General features: G+C 69.4%; 20 protein-coding genes. 8 read left to right on the forward strand and 12 right to left on the reverse strand.

Translation table 11 applies throughout. The features are described 5' to 3' along the window. The first annotated feature begins 161 nt into the window (after positions 1 to 161). Positions 162 to 1,208 (forward strand): zinc-dependent alcohol dehydrogenase family protein, encoded by a 1,047-nt coding sequence (locus DMP03_RS05660; protein ID WP_152119731.1) that lies wholly within the window; start codon positions 162 to 164, stop codon positions 1,206 to 1,208. Here the strand turns inward: DMP03_RS05660 and DMP03_RS05665 are convergent. Further along, a complete protein-coding gene (locus tag DMP03_RS05665) occupies positions 1,205 to 2,263 on the reverse strand; it encodes a PAS domain-containing sensor histidine kinase (protein ID WP_152119732.1) in 1,059 nt (352 codons plus the stop codon). The two genes, DMP03_RS05660 and DMP03_RS05665, sit on opposite strands and share 4 nt — an antisense overlap. A gap of 132 nt (positions 2,264 to 2,395) precedes the next feature. Between DMP03_RS05665 and DMP03_RS05670 the strand changes: the two genes are divergently transcribed. Further along, the gene (locus tag DMP03_RS05670) at positions 2,396 to 3,796 is read left to right on the forward strand and encodes an HTTM domain-containing protein (protein ID WP_172967084.1); all 1,401 of its coding nucleotides are present in this window, start codon (positions 2,396 to 2,398) and stop codon (positions 3,794 to 3,796) included. 1 nt (position 3,797) lies between these two features. Here the strand turns inward: DMP03_RS05670 and DMP03_RS05675 are convergent, their stop codons facing one another. Then, complete coding sequence (locus tag DMP03_RS05675) at positions 3,798 to 4,658, reverse strand: universal stress protein (protein WP_152119734.1); 861 nt, start codon at positions 4,656 to 4,658, stop codon at positions 3,798 to 3,800. 96 nt (positions 4,659 to 4,754) lie between these two features. Here DMP03_RS05675 and DMP03_RS05680 point away from each other — a divergent pair, with 96 nt between their 5' ends. After that, positions 4,755 to 6,221 (forward strand): cobyric acid synthase, encoded by a 1,467-nt coding sequence (locus tag DMP03_RS05680; RefSeq protein ID WP_152119735.1) that lies wholly within the window; start codon positions 4,755 to 4,757, stop codon positions 6,219 to 6,221. A 170-nt stretch (positions 6,222 to 6,391) separates the two neighbouring features. Here the strand turns inward: DMP03_RS05680 and DMP03_RS05685 are convergent, their stop codons facing one another. From DMP03_RS05685 to DMP03_RS05705, 5 genes are all read right to left on the reverse strand, one after another. Continuing rightward, positions 6,392 to 6,646 carry a hypothetical protein gene (locus DMP03_RS05685; protein WP_152119736.1) on the reverse strand — a complete coding sequence of 85 codons (255 nt, stop codon included), beginning with the start codon at positions 6,644 to 6,646 and terminating at the stop codon, positions 6,392 to 6,394. 42 nt (positions 6,647 to 6,688) lie between these two features. Further along, positions 6,689 to 6,910, reverse strand: a complete 222-nt coding sequence (locus tag DMP03_RS05690; protein ID WP_152119737.1) for a PLDc N-terminal domain-containing protein — start codon at positions 6,908 to 6,910, stop codon at positions 6,689 to 6,691. Between the two features lie 35 nt (positions 6,911 to 6,945). Continuing rightward, positions 6,946 to 8,346, reverse strand: a complete 1,401-nt coding sequence (locus tag DMP03_RS05695; protein ID WP_152119738.1) for an FAD-dependent oxidoreductase — start codon at positions 8,344 to 8,346, stop codon at positions 6,946 to 6,948. A gap of 40 nt (positions 8,347 to 8,386) precedes the next feature. Then, entirely contained in the window at positions 8,387 to 9,886 is a 1,500-nt protein-coding gene (locus DMP03_RS05700; RefSeq protein WP_152119739.1) for an MATE family efflux transporter, read from the reverse strand. Between the two features lie 68 nt (positions 9,887 to 9,954). Further along, positions 9,955 to 10,965 carry a hypothetical protein gene (locus DMP03_RS05705; RefSeq protein ID WP_152119740.1) on the reverse strand — a complete coding sequence of 337 codons (1,011 nt, stop codon included), beginning with the start codon at positions 10,963 to 10,965 and terminating at the stop codon, positions 9,955 to 9,957. A 99-nt stretch (positions 10,966 to 11,064) separates the two neighbouring features. On the opposite strand from DMP03_RS05705, the gene DMP03_RS05710 reads away from it, so the two are divergent. Further along, positions 11,065 to 11,481, forward strand: coding sequence for a hypothetical protein (locus DMP03_RS05710; protein WP_152119741.1), 417 nt, complete (start codon positions 11,065 to 11,067; stop codon positions 11,479 to 11,481). Here DMP03_RS05710 and DMP03_RS05715 read toward each other — a convergent pair. Then, complete coding sequence (locus tag DMP03_RS05715) at positions 11,474 to 12,355, reverse strand: NAD(P)H-binding protein (protein ID WP_152119742.1); 882 nt, start codon at positions 12,353 to 12,355, stop codon at positions 11,474 to 11,476. The genes DMP03_RS05710 and DMP03_RS05715 overlap by 8 nt on opposite strands. 51 nt (positions 12,356 to 12,406) lie before the next feature. Beyond that, positions 12,407 to 13,360 carry a phosphotransferase family protein gene (locus DMP03_RS05720; protein WP_172967085.1) on the reverse strand — a complete coding sequence of 318 codons (954 nt, stop codon included), beginning with the start codon at positions 13,358 to 13,360 and terminating at the stop codon, positions 12,407 to 12,409. Positions 13,361 to 13,439: 79 nt separating this feature from the next. Between DMP03_RS05720 and DMP03_RS05725 the strand changes: the two genes are divergently transcribed. Together DMP03_RS05725 and DMP03_RS05730 are read left to right on the forward strand one after the other, a co-directional pair. After that, complete coding sequence (locus tag DMP03_RS05725; RefSeq protein ID WP_152119744.1) at positions 13,440 to 14,573, forward strand: acyl-CoA dehydrogenase family protein; 1,134 nt, start codon at positions 13,440 to 13,442, stop codon at positions 14,571 to 14,573. A gap of 24 nt (positions 14,574 to 14,597) precedes the next feature. Further along, positions 14,598 to 14,876 carry a ubiquitin-like small modifier protein 1 gene (locus DMP03_RS05730; RefSeq protein WP_152119745.1) on the forward strand — a complete coding sequence of 93 codons (279 nt, stop codon included), beginning with the start codon at positions 14,598 to 14,600 and terminating at the stop codon, positions 14,874 to 14,876. On the opposite strand, the gene DMP03_RS05735 is transcribed toward DMP03_RS05730, so the two are convergent. Then, a complete protein-coding gene (locus tag DMP03_RS05735; RefSeq protein WP_197739298.1) occupies positions 14,873 to 15,769 on the reverse strand; it encodes a GNAT family N-acetyltransferase in 897 nt (298 codons plus the stop codon). The two genes, DMP03_RS05730 and DMP03_RS05735, sit on opposite strands and share 4 nt — an antisense overlap. Then, entirely contained in the window at positions 15,757 to 17,019 is a 1,263-nt protein-coding gene (gatD, locus tag DMP03_RS05740) for a Glu-tRNA(Gln) amidotransferase subunit GatD (RefSeq protein WP_152119746.1), read from the reverse strand. The genes DMP03_RS05735 and gatD overlap by 13 nt, the downstream gene beginning before the upstream one ends. Positions 17,020 to 17,099: 80 nt before the next feature. On the opposite strand from gatD, the gene DMP03_RS05745 reads away from it, so the two are divergent. Then, the gene (locus DMP03_RS05745) at positions 17,100 to 17,558 is read left to right on the forward strand and encodes a hypothetical protein (protein WP_152119747.1); all 459 of its coding nucleotides are present in this window, start codon (positions 17,100 to 17,102) and stop codon (positions 17,556 to 17,558) included. Here the strand turns inward: DMP03_RS05745 and DMP03_RS05750 are convergent. Next, positions 17,542 to 18,294, reverse strand: a complete 753-nt coding sequence (locus DMP03_RS05750; RefSeq protein WP_152119748.1) for an ArsR/SmtB family transcription factor — start codon at positions 18,292 to 18,294, stop codon at positions 17,542 to 17,544. The genes DMP03_RS05745 and DMP03_RS05750 overlap by 17 nt on opposite strands. Before the next feature lie 98 nt (positions 18,295 to 18,392). Between DMP03_RS05750 and DMP03_RS05755 the strand changes: the two genes are divergently transcribed. Then, positions 18,393 to 18,722, forward strand: a complete 330-nt coding sequence (locus DMP03_RS05755) for a DUF5802 family protein (protein ID WP_152119749.1) — start codon at positions 18,393 to 18,395, stop codon at positions 18,720 to 18,722. Positions 18,723 to 18,752 lie beyond the last annotated feature (30 nt).

Below are 18,752 nucleotides of genomic sequence, written 5' to 3' on the forward strand. Positions count from 1 at the left end.
GGCGACGGCCGACGAGCTGTCGGCCGCGCTCGACGAGCAACTGCTCTGACTGCTGCCGGTGTGTCGCCGGCTGGTCGAGACGGGACTAATCGAGCAGCGCGGCGACCGGTACACCGCCGTCTGACACGAGCGCTTTTGTCGGTCTCGCGCACACCTCGCGTATGCGCGCTGGCGTCCTCCGTGAGTACGGCGAACCGCTCGACGTGACGACCCGGCCCGACCCGACCCCCGACGCCGACGGGGCCGTCGTCGCGGTCGAGGCCTGCGGTATCTGTCGTTCCGACTGGCACGCGTGGCAGGGCCACGGCGAGTGGGCCGACGATCAAGCCCCTCTCGATTATGTGCTCGGCCACGAGCCGGCGGGCCGCGTCGTCGAGACGGGTCCGGACGTGACCGGCTTCTCGGTCGGTGACCGCGTCGTCGTCCCGTTCAGTCTCGGCTGTGGCGCGTGTTCACACTGCTATTCCGACCATGGGAACACCTGCCCCGACGGGCTGGCGCTCGGTTTCGAGCGTCCCGTCCCCGGCGCGTTCGCCGAGCAGGTGGCCGTCCCGAACGCATCCTACAACCTCCAGCCGATTCCCGACGGCGTCTCCTTCCGAGACGTGGCCGCCGTCGGCTGTCGGTACATGACGGCCTTCCACACCCTCGCACACCGGGCCGATATCTCCGGTGGCGACTGGGTCGCGGTCCACGGCTGTGGCGGCGTCGGGCTTTCGACCGTCCAGATTGCCGACGCACTCGGTGCGCGAGCGATTGCCGTCGACGTTGACCCCGAGGCGCTCGCCCGCGCCGAGCGTGCGGGCGCGGTCGCGACCGTAGAGTCAGACCCGGTCGAGGCGATCCGCGACATCACTCACGGCGGGGCCGACGTGAGCGTCGACGCGCTCGGTCGCGCGGAGACCGCGCGCAACTCCGTCCGGTGTCTCCGCGAGCGCGGCACCCACGCACAGGTCGGACTGACGACCGAGGCCGAGAAAGGTGTGGTGTCGCTGCCGACCGACTGGATGACCCGGTGGGAGATTGATTGGCTCGGCGCGCGCGGGATGCCTCCGACTAGATTCGGTGAACTGCTCTCGATGGTCGAAAGCGGCCACCTCGACCCCGGGTCGCTCGTCGGCCGGGAGGTGTCGCTCGATTCGGTGTCGGAGCGACTCGCCGCGATGTCGACGTACGACACCGACGGCATCGAGGTGTTGACGTCCTAACGCCGGGGGAGTCGCAGGCGGACGCTGTTGCCCCCGAGGTCGCTCTCCTCGAAGCTGAGCGTCCCGCCAAACGTCTCCGTCGCCCAGCGGACGAGCCACAGCCCCAGCCCGCGGCCGTGGCGAACAGGGGTGATGTCGGCGTCGTCGCCCACGACGGCGCGCTCGATTTCGGGAATCATCGGGCCGTCGTCCTCGACGGCGATGTCGGCCCAGCTGTCGGCGTCGGCGGCCCGGGCGGTCAATTGGACCGTCGGCTCCGGGTCGGGGTTGTGTCTGACGGCGTTGTCGGCGAGGCTGTCGAGCGCGCGCCGGAGGTGGTCGTTCGCGTAGACGACGAGTTCCTCAGGGAGGTCGGTATCGACGGTCGCGGTCGGAGCGTTCGCGCGCGTCTCGCTCGCTACCTGCCGGACGAGCGGGACGGCGTCGATACCCGACTCGTCCACCTCCGGCTCGTCGAGCATCCGCTGGATGTCCGCGCTCTCTTCGGCTAGCGTCTCCAGTTCGCGGGCCGCTCGCTCGACCGTCGCGGCCGTCTCTGTCCGTTCTGCTGTCGGCTCGCCCTCCGCGAGCAGCCGCGCGGTGTTGCCGGCGATGACGTTGGCCCCGTTGCGGAGGTTGTGTCTGAGGATGCGATTCATCACCTGAATCCGGCGCTCGCTCCGTGTCACCTCCGTCAGGTCGGTGTAGACGGCGAACCCGTCCAGTCCGCCCGCTTCGTCGGTGTACGGTATCCCCCGGTAGAGAAACTCCCGCAGCCCTGTCGCCGTCTCCCGACGCACCCGCTGGTAGTTCACCTCACCCGCTCGCGTCTGTTCGTCGAGCGCCTCGGCTTCGGTCGCCAGCCACTCGGGGACGATCCAGTCGTTGAGCGGTTCGCCGACGATCTCCGCGGCCCCGTAGCCGAACTGCTCGGTGAACGCCCCGTTCACCTCCCGGACGACCGGCGTTCCGTCGACGAACTCGAACTCGACGACCGCGTCCTGGACGTGCGGGATGAGATGGTGGTAGCGGTCGTCGGTGTCGACGGCTGCCTCGTCACGCGGGGAACTATCCATCGTTTCCGTATTCCTCCGGTTCGGGGTTAGTGCTTCGGTAGCGACAGTCGGAAAACAGCACGTTCGTCAACTTCACTGCCGCCGGAACGAACGCAAAGAGCTACGGCGCTCGCCGTCTCCCCACCGTGTGTCGTGTCCCTGCTTGCACCGCTGCGCGAGACGCTTCCCGCTCGGGTCGGTATCGATACCCGCGGGCTCGCCGCCGTCCGTATCGCCCTCGGGCTGCTCGTGCTCTGTGACCTCGCGCTCCGGCTCCCCGACATCGCCGCGTTCTACACTGACGCCGGCGTCCTCCCGCGGTCGCTGCTTGCGGAGGCGTATCCGACCATCAGCCAACTGTCGTTGTATCTCCTCTCGGGGTCGCTCGCGTGGGGGACCTTTCTGTTCGGGCTGACGGCGCTCGCGGCGGTCGCCCTCGTCGTCGGCTACCGGAGCCGGCTGGCCGCGCTCGTGCTGTTCGTCCTCCTGCTCTCGCTCCACGCGCGGAATCTCCTCATCGCCAACGCCGGCAACTGGCTCCTGCGTCGGCTGTTGTTGTGGTGTGCGTTCCTCCCAATCGGTCGCCGGTGGGCGCTCGACGCCCGGCACGTCGCCGCCGACCGCGGCCGCGCCGTCTCCATTGCGACGCTCGGCGTCCTCGTACAGGTGGTCGTCGTCTACGCCGTCAACGCCGTGCTCAAGCTCCGCGGTGACCGCTGGGTCGAGGGGAGCGCCGTCCAGTACATCTATCAGGTCGACTCGCTCACCGTTGGACTCGGCGATCTCGTCGCGGGGACGCCGCTGCTCTCGGTCGGGAGCCACGCGTGGCTCGCTCTCCTCGTCTGTTCGCCCCTGCTCGTGCTCGCGCGCGGTCACGTCCGGACGCTGCTCGTCGCCGCGCTCGCCGGTGGCCACCTGTTCATGTTCGCGACCCTCCGGCTCGGGGTGTTCCCGCTCGTCTCCGTTGCGAGCTTGCTCGTCTTCCTCCCGCCGCCGGTCTGGGACCGCGTCGAGCGAGTGACCGAGCCGTTGCGCGCACGCCTCCGTGACCCCGCGGCCGCGCTCCCGACGCCTGACGACTGGCCGACCGTCCCGCGACCCGCAACCCAGACGCTCACAGCCGTCGCGCTCGCGTTCGTGCTCGTGTGGTCGCTCGCGAGCATCGGGTTTCTGACGGTGCCCGCGGCACCCGTCGACCCCGAAGAGCGCCGGTGGGACATGTTCGCGCCACAGCCGAAGACCGCGGACAGCTGGTCGGTTCCGGTTGGCACGACGACCGACGGCCAGCGCGTCGACGTCTTCCGCGGCGGCGAGCCACAGTTCGCCGTCGCCGACAGCGGGGCAACGTACCCCAACGTCAGTTGGTATCTGTATCTCACCAGCTTGCCCGACGCGGCGACGCTCCGGCCCGGCTTCGCCGACTACCTCTGTGACCGGTGGGACCGGCGTCACGACTCGCGGCTCGCGACCGTCGAACTGTTCCATGTCACACAGGAGATGTATCCGGAGCCGTCGGCTCCCGACCGACGGTCGCTCGGGACGTTCGACTGCTGAGTTACTCGCCGCCGACGGTGATGACCGGGACCGAGGCGGTGCGGACGGTCTGTTCGGCGACCGAGCCGAGCAGGATGCGGTCGACGCCGCGGCGGCCGGTCGTCCCGAGCACGACCGCGTCTATCCCGTTCGCCTCGGCGTACTCGCCGAGTGCGCTCGATGGCTTCCCGTCGATGACCGCGGTGGTCACATCGACGCCCTCCGGGGCGTCCCCTGCGACACCTCCCACCGTCTCGCGTGCGGCGGCTCTCGCGCCGCTGGTGTCGAGCACGGACCGAACGTCTGGACCGAGTTCCGCCGTGTCGATGACCGTGACGACGTGGACCGAAGCGTCCAGCGTCTCTGCGAGCGCGAAGGCGTGGCTCGCGGCGCGGTCGGCGGTCGCGCTCCCGTCCGTCGCGACGAGAATCCGCTTGTAGGGGAACGTGAGCGGGTCGTGGTCACCGCCCCGGAGCGTGAGCACCGGCACGTCGGCGAGTCGGACGACCTTCTCGGTCACGCTCCCGAGCAGCCCCCGGGCGACGCCCGTCCGGCCGTGGGTCGCCATCGCGATACAGTCGTAGTCGAACTCGCTGGCGTACTGGGCGACGGTGTCGGCCGGACTCCCCTGTACCACGTCGGTCGTGTACTCGACGCCGAAGGTGTCGAGCACCTCGCCGGCGTCGTCGACCACGTCGCGGCCGGCGGCCTCGAGTGCGTCCACCAGTCCGTCGTTGGTGACGGTGACGCTGTCGCGGGCGGTGTCGGCGACGTGGAGCAGTCGCACCTCGGCGTCGAACCGGAGCGCGAGTTCACAGGCGTGTGGCAACAGCGCCATCTCGACGCTCGACTCGTCGACCGGGACGAGTAGCTTCTCGTACATACACAAGGCGGCGACGCGGGAGAGATTAAATCCACCCGGCCGAACAGGGGGTATGCACCAGACCACGCCCGCGCCCGACACGCGCCTCCCGACGGCGTGACCCGAACCCTGCTCGTGGCCGGGACCGCGAGCCACGTCGGGAAATCCACCGTCGCCGCCGGACTCTGCCGGCTGTTCGCCGACAGCTACGACGTGGCTCCGTTCAAGGCGCAGAACATGTCGAACAACGCCCGCGCCGTCACCGCGACCGTCGGCCCGGAGCCGTACGGCGAAGTCGGCGTCTCACAGCACGTACAGGCCCGCGCCGCCCGAACGCCGACGACGACAGACCACAACCCAGTCCTGCTGAAACCGCGGGGGGACGGCGAGAGCCAACTCGTCGTGAACGGGCGCCCCCTCGCGAACGTCGCCGCCGGAGCGTACTACGACGACTACTGGGAGGAGGCGCGCGCGGCAGCCGTCGCCGCCCACGACCGCCTCGCGAGCACGGCCGACGTCGTCGTCGCTGAGGGGGCCGGCTCGATCGCCGAGCCGAACCTGCTCCACCGCGACCTCGCCAACGTCGAGACCGCCCGGTTCGGCGACGCTGACATCCTGCTGGTCGCCGACATCGAACGCGGCGGGGTCTTCGCCCACGTCGTCGGGACGCTCGAACTCATGCCCGACGACCTCGAATCCCGGGTGGTCGGTGTCGTCATCACGAAGTTCCGCGGCTCGCGTGACCTCCTCGACCCCGGTATCGAGGAGCTCGAAGCTCGGACCGGAGTGCCGGTGCTCGGCGTGATTCCCTACGACGACCCCGGTCTCCCCGAGGAGGACAGCGTCGGCATCCCCGACGCGATGACCGGGCTGGAGACGGACGAGCCCGGAGCCGGCGTCACTGTCGGCGTCGTCCGCTTCTCGCACATCTCGAGCGCGACCGACGTGGGACCGTTGGCCGACGCGCCCGGCGTGTCGGTTCGGTATCTCGCCCCCAACGCTCCCCTCGACTGTGACGCGCTGGTCCTTCCGGGGACGAAGAACACCGTCGACGACCTCCGGGAGCTACAGGCGGCCGACTTCGGCGACCGCCTCGCCGACTTCGAGGGCCCCGTGGTCGGCATCTGTGGCGGCTACCAGATGCTCGGCGAGCGACTGCTCGGAGCCGACGTGGAGGGGACCGGCGAGACGGAGACGGTCGACGGTTTCGGCCTGTTGCCAGTCGAGACGACCTTCTCTCCCGAGAAGCGCGTGACACAGACGACCGTGACGGTCGAGGGTGCGGGACCACTCGCCGGCGCGACGGGCGAGACCACCGGCTACGAGATTCACGCCGGCGACACCCGGCGGCTGGGAGACGTGCCCGCGCCGCTCGGTCCCGACAGCGCCCGTGTCGGCGGCGTGCTCGGCACCTACCTCCACGGGCTGTTCGAGAACGACGCAGTCAGGCAAGCGTTCCTCGACGGCGTGTTCGCGTCGGCGGGTGTCGAGCGCCCGACGGACGATGCCGAGGACGTGAACCCCTACGACGCGGCCGCGCGGCTCGTCGGCGAGCACGTCGATACCCGCCCGCTGGAGCCGTAGCGCCGGGGGCGTTATCGATTCAACATCCGGTAAGCGATGTACACGAGTCCGATGGTGATGAGGAGATTCAGGAGGACCAGTTCTGTACCGCCGGGGATGCCGAACTGGAGGGGCGTCATACGCGATGCTACTCGTGCACGGTAATAGTTCTTCTGTACCGACAGGTCGGCTTACGCCTCGGTGACGGGAATCGCGACGCCGTCAGACTGCTCGCTCGACCCGGTCTCGCGTTCGATTTCCCCGCCGTCCGGCAGGACCTTCCGGCCGGGAATCGGGACCGCGAGCGCGCCGGCGATGTAGCCACCCGCCGCACCGAAGCCCGCACCGACGCCGGCTCCGACCGGGCCGGCGCGCGCCCCGAGGCTGGCTCCGACGCTCGCGCCTGCGGATGCCGCACTCTTCGCGGGGTCGAATGATGGAATCATCGCCCGCAGATACGGTCTCGTGATTTAAAGATGTAGGGGGCGTCAGTAGCCGTTCGCGCCCTCGCGTCCGATGAACATGTACAGCAGGATACCGATGACCGGCGCGAGGAAGACGACGACGGCCCACAGGAACGCGGGCTGTTCGCTGTGTCGTTGAGCGTCGTTGTACACCCACAGCGTCAGGGCGATGAAGAAGGCGAACACGAGCAGGCCGAACAGCCCAACGACCGCACCGGCGGCTTGGAGGGGGACCAGTTGCAGCATACCGCGTAGCTGTTCCGGCGAATAAAAAACGTTGTTCAGACCGCGTCAGCGAGCACCTTCGCCGCGACGAGAATCGGGTCCCAGACGGGCGAGAACGGCGGCGCGTACGCCAAATCCAGCCGCTCGAGTTCGGCGACGGTGTGCCCGGCGTTGAGCGCGGTCGCGAGCGTGTCGATGCGCTTTGCCGCGCGGTCGGTCCCGACGACGCTCCCGCCGAGGACGCGCCCGGTCCCGCGGTCGGCGGTGAGGGTGACGGTCGTCTCGGCGGCTCCGGGGTAGTAGCCCGAGCGGGACCCCGCGGTGATGGTCTCGGACACCGGTTCGAAGCCGGCATCGCGCGCCTCGCGCTCGGTGACGAAGCCCGCCCGACCAGCCCCGAGGTCGAACGCCTTCACGACGGCCGTGCCGGCGATGTCGCCGACGGGTGTCGGCTCGCCGGCGACTGTCTGACCGATCGCTCTGCCCGCCCGGTTCGCCGTCAGCCCGAGCGGGACCCACGTCGGTTCGCCGGTGACAGTGTGGCGCGATTCGGCCACGTCACCGGCGGCGTACACCCCGTCGGTGTCGGTGCGCCCGTAACGGTCCACGGCCACCGCCCCCGTCTCTCCGAGCGCGATGTCGGCGTCCTCGGCGATGTCGGTGTTCGGCGTGATGCCGACCCCGACGACGGCCATGTCGATGGCGAGCCGCTGGTCGCCGTAGCGAATCCCACTCACTCCCTCGTCGCCGGCGTCGAACCCTTCGACCTCGGTACCGGTGTGGACGACGACCCCCTCGGAGTCGAGGGTTGACTCGACCGCCCCGGCGACGGCAGGCCCGAACGGCGGGAGTAGGTCGCCGCGCTGGAACAGGTGTACGTCGGTGCCGTACGCAGAGAACGCCTCGGCCATCTCGACGCCGACGTAGCCGCCGCCGACGATGGCGACCGTCTCGGGGGCCGGACGGGTGGCGTACGGCCGGAGGCTGTCGGGGTCCATCGGGCCGAGCGCGGCGCTGTCGGGGTCGAACGCCGGGTCCACGCGGGCGCGGATGGCCGCCGCGTCCGGAAGCCCGTGGAGGGTGAACACGTCTTCGCCGGTCTCGAACGGCTGAGTCGCGCGGGCACCCGTCCCGAGCAGCAGGTCGCCGTACGCCTGCTCGCGCTCGCCGTCGGGACCGACGACGGTGACGGTCTCCGCCTCGGGGTTGATTGCCGTCACCTCGTGGTCGCGGTGAAGGGCGACGTCTCGCTCCTCGATTTCCTCGGGCGTGAGCGAGATGAGATCCGTCAGCTCCTCGACCTCGCCTTTGACGTAGTAGGGCGTCCCGCAGTGGGCGTACGACACCCACTTTCCCTTCTCGAAGACGACGACCTCGCGCTCGGGGGCTTCGCGCTTACACTTGCTGGCGGCGCTCAAGCCGGCGGCGTCCCCACCGACGACGACGAACGGGTCCATACGAATGGTTCGCGGGGCGCATGCAAAAGGGTGTGCGCGGTCAGTCGTCGGCTGGCGCGGCGTCCGGCCGGTACTGTTCGCTGACGCGCTTCCAGACGCCGGAGCGGAACCGGTAGTAGTTCAACAGTGCCGGAATCGTCGTCTCGGCGACGAAGGCCAGATACAGCCCCCACATGCCGAGTGAGGTGACGCCACCGACGTACGCCAGCGGAATCGAACAACAGAACATGCCGAGGAACTGCGCGGCAAAGGGCCACCGGGTGTCGCCGCTGGCGTCGAGGGGACCGGCCGCGCCCCCCGAGACCCCCTGCATGATGACGGCGACACAGGCGGCGTAGACGAGCGAGACGGCGATGGGGACGGCGGGGTCGGTCGGCGAGTCGGCGAAGAAGCCGACGATCTGCTCGGCAAAGACCGCGACGATGACGGCCGAGACGAGATAGACGCCGACGGCGTGGCGGACGATTTCACGCCCGTACGCCTCGGCTTCCGCCTCGTCGTTCGCGCCCAGCGACCGCCCGACGAGCGAGGAGGAGGCCAGCTCGAAGCCCCACCCCGGCGTGTTCATGATGCCCCAGATGCGGCGCGCGATGACGAACGCCGCGGCGACCTCGACGCCGAAGTAGCTGTCGAGGATGATGAACATCGGGAACTCGGCGACGGTCCAGACGAGCGAGCGGCCGAAGACGGGCGTCCCGATGTCGATGACGTCACGGACGGTCTCGCGGATGAGATACGGGCCGCGAACGTCGATGGAGACGGGAAATGACCCGACGCCCGGCAGATGTCCCCGGAGCAGGATGATCGTGAACGCGAGGGTTCCGGCCGCGTTCGAGAGCACGGTTCCGAGTCCCGCGCCGGCCGCGCCGAGTCCGAACCCGAAGATGAACAGCGCGTTCAGCCCGATGTTGGCGACGGCTGCGCCGCCGCGAACGAGCATCGGAGTCCGGGCGTCGTCCACGCCGATGAAGACGCGCGAGCCGACCAGATTCAGGGCGGCGAAGGGGACGCCGAAGGCGACGACGCGCAGATACTCGCCGCCGTAGCCGACGGCCGCGGCGTTGTCGCTGACGAGTCGGATGAGCGGTTCTGCCTGCGTCGCGAGCACGGCCATCACCGGGAGCGTGACGAGCAGAGCGACGGCGGCCGACGACCGGACGGCCTGTGCCAGCCCGTCGTTGTCGGCGTCGGAACCGAACCGCTGTGAGACGAGCGCGATTGCGCCGGCGGCGGCCCCGCCCCCGAGCGCGAACGCCAGCCCCCAGTAGGGACCGGCGAACCCGACGCCCGCGACGCCGGTCGAGCCGAGCACCGTCCCGACCATCGCTACGTCGACGGCGTTCTTCGACATCCGGGCGATACCGGTGACGACGCGCGGCCACGCGAGGTCGGTCGTCTGCCGGACCCGGTGTTCGTCGGCGAGACCGAGTCGCGCGAGTGCGAGTCCGACCACGAGGACAACGCCGCGAACCGGGTTCGGGAGCCGCGCGGCGACGCCGCTGGCGACGGCCCGCAGCGACGTGAGGGCCGAAAGAACCATGTGTGTGGCGAGCGAAGCCGCCCGCCGCGGCGCGGAACTGCTGATGTACTGACTAACTAGTCAGTCGGTTATGAACGTTGTCGTTTCTCGACAGATGTAGGCGTGATAGCGTCGGTCACACCACCGACCGCGACTTCCGGCGAGCAGTCACACGCGAGTGCGGCAGCGACCCGTCGGAGGTGACGACGCGCCGCCGGCGCGTCGACAGCGTCTGCAGACTGTTCGAACGCGTGCCGGGTCGCCCGTGGTCCGTCGACCGCGACACCGCCGGCCAGTCGGTCGAGTTCGGGCGCGAACGCGTCGTACTCTCCGTCCGCCGCGTGTTCGACAGACGCAGCGAGGGTCGCTCCCGCACGGAGGTCGGCCGCGACCGCATCGAGGAACCGCTCGCACTCCGCGGTCTGACGGCGTCGGGTTCGGGGTCGAGTTCGCGTCCGAAGCGTCGTCGCCACCCCCTCAGCGAATTTCTCGATTTCTCCTCGCTCTCGGGTCGTATCGAGCGCGTCGAGCCGCGCCGGGAGCGTCTCTTCGGGACCACACAGCGCGCGACAGCAGTCGGCGAACGCAGACGACCTGGTCGTTCGCGCGGTCGATTCGAGCGCCGACCCGGCACCCTCCAGTGTGGCGCGGTCTCGGAGCGACGCGAACGCCTGTGCCGTCGGACCGTCGCTCGTCCGCACGACCGCACCGAACAGTCGCTCCCGGTCGGTCGTACCCGCGACGCAGCGCCGGAGCGTCGCCGCCGCGTGGGGCATCGCGTGGTCCAGTCGTCTGTCCCGTCGCCACCGCGCGAACCGGAGTCGAGCGAAGCCGACCCGAACGAGGAGCAACCGCACGCCGACCACGGTCGCGAGCCCGACGAGAAGCCCCGAGCGCACGGTCGGGCGAGTCGCCGCCGTGGCCGTTCCGACAGCGAGCGCGGCGAGCCACGCCCAGGTGTAGAGCCGGACGACGTACCCGTCGACACGCTCCGTGCGACTACTCCGCGCGCGCCGCCAGTCGCTCGCGTGGCGAGAAAACAGCGCATGTGCGACCCGTTTCGGACGCGCCTGCCGCGCGAGTGCACGGACCGAATCCATACCTGTTCCCGCGGCTCGCTGCGTTTAACTCTTCTACTATGAGACGAAACAAACCACATTCGCCCGGACACTCAAGCCGCCGGGACACTTTCCTCCGGTATGAGCGAGCAGTCCGTGCTGTTGTACGACGGGAGCCGGCCGCTGTTCCGACGGCTCGCGCGCGCCGTCGAACGCCGCGCCGATGGGCTGGCGCTCGTCCCGCTGGGGAGCGAGACGGGCGCGGCCTTCTTAGACCGGCAGTTCGGCGAGCGGCCCTTCGCCTTCCTGCTCGTCGCGGGCGACCGGGTCTACGCCGGTGGGACGGCCATCTCGCAGCTGCTCGAACGCTACGGCGCGGGCGAGCGTCTCACCGCCCTCGCCGAGCGACTCTACGACGTGGGCGGTGACTCCTTCGGCCGGGTCGTCCACGGCGCGGAACCGGCCGACATCGACGGACAGTTCACCCTCGACGACGACGCGGCGACCGTCCTCTGGGGCGCTGTCGGCGTCGAAATCGACGTGCAGGACGCTACCTGAGGCCGCTCGCGGTGGCCATCGCCTCCCCGATCGACGTGCGGTCGATAGGGATGACCGACTGGATATCTGCCTCGGCGCTCACCGTCACCGGGTAGCGCATGCTCTCGATGAGCGGGCGCGCCATGTTGTAATCGACATCCGTCACCATCCGGAGCCAGTGGGCCGATAGCTCGGGACTCATCACCGGCACCGGGATGAGGACGATGTGTTTTTGCTTCAGTGCGGCGAGCAACCGGAGCATCGACTCGTAGGTGTGGACCGTCGGGCCGCCGATTTCGTAGGTCTCTCCTCGGGTCGCCGGCACGTTGAGGACGCCGACCAGATACCGTATCGCGTCGTCGATGTAGATGGGCTGACACGGCGTCTGTACCCATTCGGGGACGATCATCACCGGGAGCCGGTCGGTCAAATCGTCGATGATGCGGAAGCTCGAACTCCCCGCGCCGATGATGATGGCCGCCCGCAACACCGTCAAGTCGTAGCCGCCGGCCGCGAGCAGCCCCTCCACCTCGCGTCTGGAATCGAGGTGCGCCGACTGCGTTTCGTCGCTGGTGATGCCGCTGAGATAGACGACGCGGTCAACGTCGCCGGCGTCGGCCTGCGACCTGAATCGCTTGGCGTAGCGGCGGTCCCGCTCCACGAAATCCGCCGCCGACAGCGAGTGGAGCAGGTAGTAGGCCACGTCAATATCCTCACAGAGGCCCTCGAGCGTCGACGGCTCGGCGAAATCCGCCTCGCGCGGCTCGACGCCTTCGGGGAACCCGTGGCTCGTCGCCGACCGCGAGCAGGCCACTACCTCGTGACCCGCTTCGGCCAGCGCTTCGACGAGTCGCGACCCCACGAATCCCGTTGCCCCGACGACGAGTGCGCGCATGAGAAAAGCGAGGTGCCGTCGTCACATATCGATTTGGGTGAGAATGACACACTAACTGTCGGTGAGCGCGGCGAGTCGCTGCTCGATTTCGGTCTCGAGCCAGCCGGCGAACGCCGTCTCGTCGGTGTCGTCGAACGCGACGTAGTTATCGAAGAACGCGACCGGGCCGGTGAGCCGGACGGCCTCGTACACCGGTCGACGCTGGTCGTAGCCGTCGGGAAGCGACCCGGCGACCGCGGCGTACCCCTCGTGGTAGGCCGCGACGATAGCGGGGTCGGCGCGCCCGCGTGTCGGCGCGAACTGCTGTGATCGGGCACGGTACAGGTCTCGCACCGGGTCACCGACGTGTGCCCGTTCCCAGTCGAGCAGGCCGACCGACCCCGCCGAGACGACGGCGTTCGGTCGTGCCGGGTCGCCGTGGAGCAACACCGCCGGCGCGTCGGTGAGCCGGTCGCGCCACCCGTCGAGCGCGTCGAGCAGTCTGTCGAAGTAGTCGTCGTACCGTGTCGCGTCGGTCATCGCGCGGGTGTGGCGAATTGACTCGGCCAGCACGTCCGGCCACGCCGCGGGGTCGAGGCGGAGTCCCTCGCCGTCGCCACCGACCACCCGTCCGGCGGTGTCGAACCGTTGCTCGTGCACGCGTGCGAGCGTCCGCCCGACGCCCGCGGCCAGTTTGCGGCGCGTCTCGCCGTCGGCCCCGCTCCACCGCGCAAGCAACGAATCGCCGGTCATCGCTTCGGTGGCGAGGTACGGTCTCTGTCCGTCGGGGTCGGCCCGCAGGACCGTCGGCACGGCAACGTCGGTCGTGTCGGCGACGAACTCGATGGCGGCCCGCTCACGGCGGATTCGCTCGCCGTCGCGTGCGCACTTCAGATACGCAGGCGGGTGGGTCGCGAACGCGACCCGGACGGTCGCGGTGTCGGGGTTCCACGACGGGCCGGTGTCGCCGACCTCCCGCACCGTTCGGTCGGGGAACGCCCGTTCGACGACCGGTGTTGCGTCCATACGCTCTGCTCTCGGGGAGTTCGTATCGGTTTTGTGGCGGACCCGGAGGTTCAAGCCGGGGCGGGGACCAACGTGTGACATGCCATTTCACCCCACCGACGCACAGACGGCACTCCGGAGTGAGGCCCGGGAGTTCGCCACCGACGAGATCGTCCCCGTCGCAGACGAACTCGACCACGAGGCCCGGTATCCTGCGGACATCATGTCCGCCCTCGGGGAACGGCGGTGGGCGGGACTGACCCTCCCCGAGTCCGTCGGCGGGCTTGGGCGTGGCTACGTCGCGCTCGCGCTCGTGACCGAGGAACTGGCGGCGGCGTCGATGCCGGTCGCCTCGGCGCTGAATCTCCATCTCGGCGTCGCACAACTCACCGCGGAACACGGAACCCCGGCCCAGCGGGACCGTTGGCTCGACTCGATGGCGCGCTTCGAGACGGTCGCCGCGCTCGGCCTGAGCGAGGACAACGCCGGCAGCGACAAGTCGGGCATCGAGACGACGGCAGAACGCGACGGTGAGGGATGGCGGCTCACCGGCCACAAGCGGTGGGTGTCGAACTTCCACGAGGCTGACCTCGTGTGCACGTACGCGCGTACCGGCGACGAACCGTTTCCGGGCGGTATCACCGCCTTCCTCGTGGACAGCGAAGCGTTCACCCTCGACCGCGAGTGGGACACGCTCGGCGCGCGCCCGGTTCCGGCCTGCCGAGTCACGCTCGAGGACGCGTTCGTCCCCGACGAGCGGCGACTCGGCGCGGTCGGAGAGGGGTATCGCCACCGGAGCACCGTCGCCAACGGCGTGAACGTCCCCGCACGCGGTGTCGGTATCGCCCGCGCCGCCCGCGACGCCGCGGCGACACACACGACCGACCGCAAGCAGGCCGGGAACCCCCTCGCCGACCGGCAGGGCGTCCGCTGGGAGCTGGCGTCGCTAACACGCCGATTCGAGACGGCCAGGGCCGTGACCCTGCGGGCGGCCGACCGCGCCGACCGCGGGCTCGACTACGGGCGGGCGATGGCGACGGCGAAACTGGAGGCGACGGAGGCGGCCGTCGAGAACGCCAACGACGCGCTCCAGCTCCACGGCGGTATCGGCTACACCCGCGAGCGCTCCGTCGAGCGGTATCTGCGCGACGCGAAGCTGCTGACGATCGCCGGCGGACCGAACGCCGGCCACCGTGACGCGCTCGGCGCGGCAGTCGTCGAGGAACACCGCTAAGCCGGTCGCGGCGCTTCTGTCGGTGTGCACTGGAAGCTGTTCGCGACGGTCGCGGATGCGGCCGGCGAGCGCGAGTCAACGCTCGAACTCGGAGACGGTGCGACCGTCCGCGACGCGCTGGACGCGCTGTTCGAGCGCCACCCCCAACTCCGCGAGGAGGTGCTGGACGACGAGGGCGATCTCCACGAACACATCACGCTGCTGTGTGGCGAGACGAACCCGTTTCTCGACGGTCAGGGGTTCGATGAGCCGGTCGGCGAGGGGGAGACGCTGGCGCTGTTCCCGCCCGTCTCGGGGGGTTAACGTCCGGTCAGGTCGGCTTCGAGGACGAAGTCGGGGTCGTCGGAGATGCCGGCGCGCGCGAGCGAGGCGTCGCTGACGTGCCGGGCGGTCTCGGGGATGGCGACGCGGGTGGCGTCGACGCCGTGGTCTGTGGCGTCGCGGGCGATGGCCGCGACCAGCGACCGGAGCGCCGGCACGTCGTCCCACGCGCCGACGCCGTACTCGGCGTAGCTGTCGTCGCCCTCCTCGCTCACGCGGGTCCGGTAGGCCATCGCGCGAGTGCCGTTGCCGTCGCCGACGGCGAAGACGCGGGTCTCGGCGGCCGCGCGATGGAGCCGTTCGCGGGTCAGCTCCGCGAGCGCGTACGACTCGTCGATATCGAGCGTCAGCCCGCGAAGCTCGTCGTTCGCGTCGCTGCGCTTGAAACACGACCACGCGGCGTCGGGGTCGTTGTACACGTCGAGGGTCGGTTCGACCTCGTAGCTCGGCTCGGGCTGCATCCAGCGAAACTCCGTCGCCGGCTCGAAGCCGGCCGCCCGCGAGACGCCGAGCCCGCCCTGGTTCCACGAGAACACCATGTTGCGACAGACGGTCGCGCCCTGCTCGCGACACCAGTCGAAACAGGCATCGCTGAGGGTGGAACCGATACCGTCGCCGCGATAGTCGGGGTTGACGCGCATCCCCTGTGCCCACCCCTCGTGGGGCGAGAGCATGACGGCCTGACAGATACCCGCGAGGTCGTCGCTGTCCTCGGGATCGACGACAAACGTCTCCGCGGTCTCGTTGTCGATCCAGTCGTGGTAGATTCGGGGCAGGTAGTCGCTACCGTCGCGGTCGGGCCACGTGTTCTCGGTGAACGCAACGACGGCGTCGTGGTCGTCGTGGGTCGCCGGGCGGACAGTCATGCCTGCCATGGTGTCGAGCGGTCGGTCGCTTCGCCGGCGAGGTCAGTCCCCATCGCCGCGGCGGGGTCGTCGTGATTTTCGAGCGCCCACATCAGCTTCACATACGCCGTCTCGGGGAGGGTGTCCTCGGCCTCGACGACGCCGGCGTCGAGCAGGTCGCGGCCGGTGTCGTAGACGCGGTCACACACCCGGCCCTCGATGCAGGCGGAACTCATCGCGACGACCGTGCCGTCGTCGACGAACTCCGCGAGCGTCGGAATCAGGTCCGTGTTGACGTGTCCCAGCCCTGTGCCCTCGATGACGATGCCGTCCGCGCCCGACAGCGATTCGAGCCGCGAGGGATCCATTCCCGGATGGAACTTCAGCAGTTCGACGTTCTCGTTCAGCGCCGGCGCGAGCGAGAGGGCCCGTTCGCCGCGGGCGACGTAGTCGCCGCGGAACTCGACTGCTTCCTCCGGTTCGTCGCCGGTCGCGGCGTCGTAGTCGACGACGCCGAGCGGGGGCGCGCCGACGGTCTCGAAGGCGTCACGCCGGGAGGTGTGGCCCTTCCGGACGCGCGTGCCGCGGTGGAGCGCGCACTCGTCGTCGGACTCGCTGGCGTGCATACAGACGAGCACCTCGGCGCAGTCTGCTTTCGCCGCCTCGACCGCACAGACGGCGTTCATCACGTTATCCGAGGACGGGCGGTCCGCAGAGCGCTGGCTCCCGGTGAAGACGACCGGAACCGGGGTGTCGAGCATCAAGGCGAGCGCGCTGGCGGTGTACTGCATCGTGTCGGTGCCGTGCATCACGACGACGCCGTCGGCTCCGTTCTCGATTTCCTCGTGGACCGCGTCGGCAAGGTCCTGCCAGATGCTCGCGTCCATGTTTTCCGAGAGGATGTTGGCAACGACGCGCCCGCGGTAGTTCGCCCGGCCGGCGAGGTCCGGTACCGCTCGAAGCACGTCCTCGGCGTCGAACTGTGCGGTGACGGCCCCCGTCCGGTAATCGACGGTGGAGGCGATGGTACCCCCCGTCGAGACGAGCGCGACCGTCGGGAGGTCCTCGTCGAAGGCGACGGTCGAATCGCCCGTTTCGGATTCGCCGACGGTGTGGACGTTCTCCTCCAGTACCTCGACGCTCGCCTGCTCGCGATCGAGACCGACGTTGTAGCCGCCGTCGAGCTTGACGACGAGCTCCTCGTCCGTGCTGGACGGTAACAGTACACCTTCGTGTGTCACCGCGTTGCGTTCGACCCGCACGCGGTCGCCTACGTTCATACGCTCGCTACCTCCGCCTCCGTCTTCAATTACCCCCATTCGGGCGAAACACCGTTACTGTTGGACGCCGAAGCTGGGGTATGTCACGAAGCGGTGAGACGCTCCTCGAACGCGAACAGGAGTCCGAGCCGGAGTCGACGACGGAGGCATCCCCTGGGCGGCTCGCGCGCGTGAAACGCCGAGTCACCCCGTCGATGTCCGGCCGCTCGCTCCTGCTCGCCGTCGTCGTCACTATCGCCGCATCCGCGCTCGTCGGGATGGTTCCGCTCGTCCCGGGATCCGTCGCGACGCTCGTCGGGCTTGCGCTCGGCGGGTTCCTCCTCGGCGTCGTTCGGTCGGCGGCGTCGTATCTGGAGATGGCCATCGCCGGCGGCGCGGCCGCGGCGCTGTCGCTCGTCTCGAATCTCCTCCTCTTTTCGGCGGCCGGCAACGCCGGGCTCGCCGTCGCCGGCGGCGGTGTCCTCGCCGGCATCTTCGCAGGCGTCATCGGTCACTACTTCGGGCGCGACCTGCGAGACGGGCTCACTCGCTCGCTGTGAGCCGCCACTCCTCGCCCACCTGTTCGAGCAGGTCCTCGCTTTCGAGTTGCGCGAGCGCGTCGGCCGTCACCGCCGGACTCGCGTCCACGCGGCGGGCGACCGCGCTCGTCGTCCGTGCGCCGTTCGCGACCGCCGCCAGCAGTTCGGCGTAAAATCTCCCGTCGCGGTCGCCGAAGGCAGCAGACAGGGAGTCCATCACGTCGGTCAGACGACCCTGTACCCAGCGTTGGGCCATCGACAGCTCGTTTTCGAGTGTCTCCAGCCGCTCCAGTTCCGCCGCGAGGTCGGACAGGGAGTCGTCCGCGTCGGGGTCCAGCTCGTCGGTCTCCGGGCTTCTCCCGTCCGGGTCGTCGTCGGCCGGCTCCACCGTCGGGATGTCGTCGTCTGGGTCGTCGACCGCCTTCGGCTCGACGTGCAAGGAGAGATACCGACATCGGGTCATGTCCAGCGAGCGCGAGGCCGGGTACGCGGACTTGGTGCCGAACTCGTAGGGAGAGACGTTCACCTCGAGTCGGAGATTTCGGGCGATAGAGAAGTACTTGCGGCGCTGCTCGTCCACCCGCGACTCGACGAGACCGGCGTCCTCCAGCTTGCGCAGGTGGTCGATGACGGCCTTGGGACTGACGCCGAGATACTCCGAGATCTCGGTTACGTAGCACGGACGGCGCGCGAGCAGCCGGAGGATACGCCGCCGATTCTCGTTCCCCAACAAATTGAGGAGTACGGCGGAGTCCATTTACCTGACGTTAGCCACGAGACGGTAAAACGACACCGCTGGGAGAGACACACGCACGCAAGGCTTATGTGTGTCATTGACTACCACACTACCGAACGATGTTCGAACGATTCTCCAGCGGCTACTACCTCGGCCGGCTCTACGTGGAGCCGACCGACGGGCCACACGCGACTATCAGCCAACGGACGTACGAGTCCGTCACCGAGGACCTCTACGGCGAGCGACAGCCCCTCGTCGTGAAGCTCGGACAGACGCACCTCGCCGTCCGCGGGGAGGCGGGCGTGCCGGCGCGGACACTCAGCGTGCCGGCGACCGGTCTCGACGCCGCGGGCATCGACAACCCACCGACGCTGTCGGCCGTCCTGCTGGCGAAAGCCGACGTCGCCTCGCGGTATCTCCCGGCTGCGACGCCGCGGTCGGGGACATAGCTGTTCGGGAGCGTTAAGTGCGTCTCGCAG

It is taken from the genome of Halosegnis rubeus (assembly GCF_009184545.1).
Taxonomy (GTDB): domain Archaea; phylum Halobacteriota; class Halobacteria; order Halobacteriales; family Haloarculaceae; genus Halosegnis; species Halosegnis rubeus.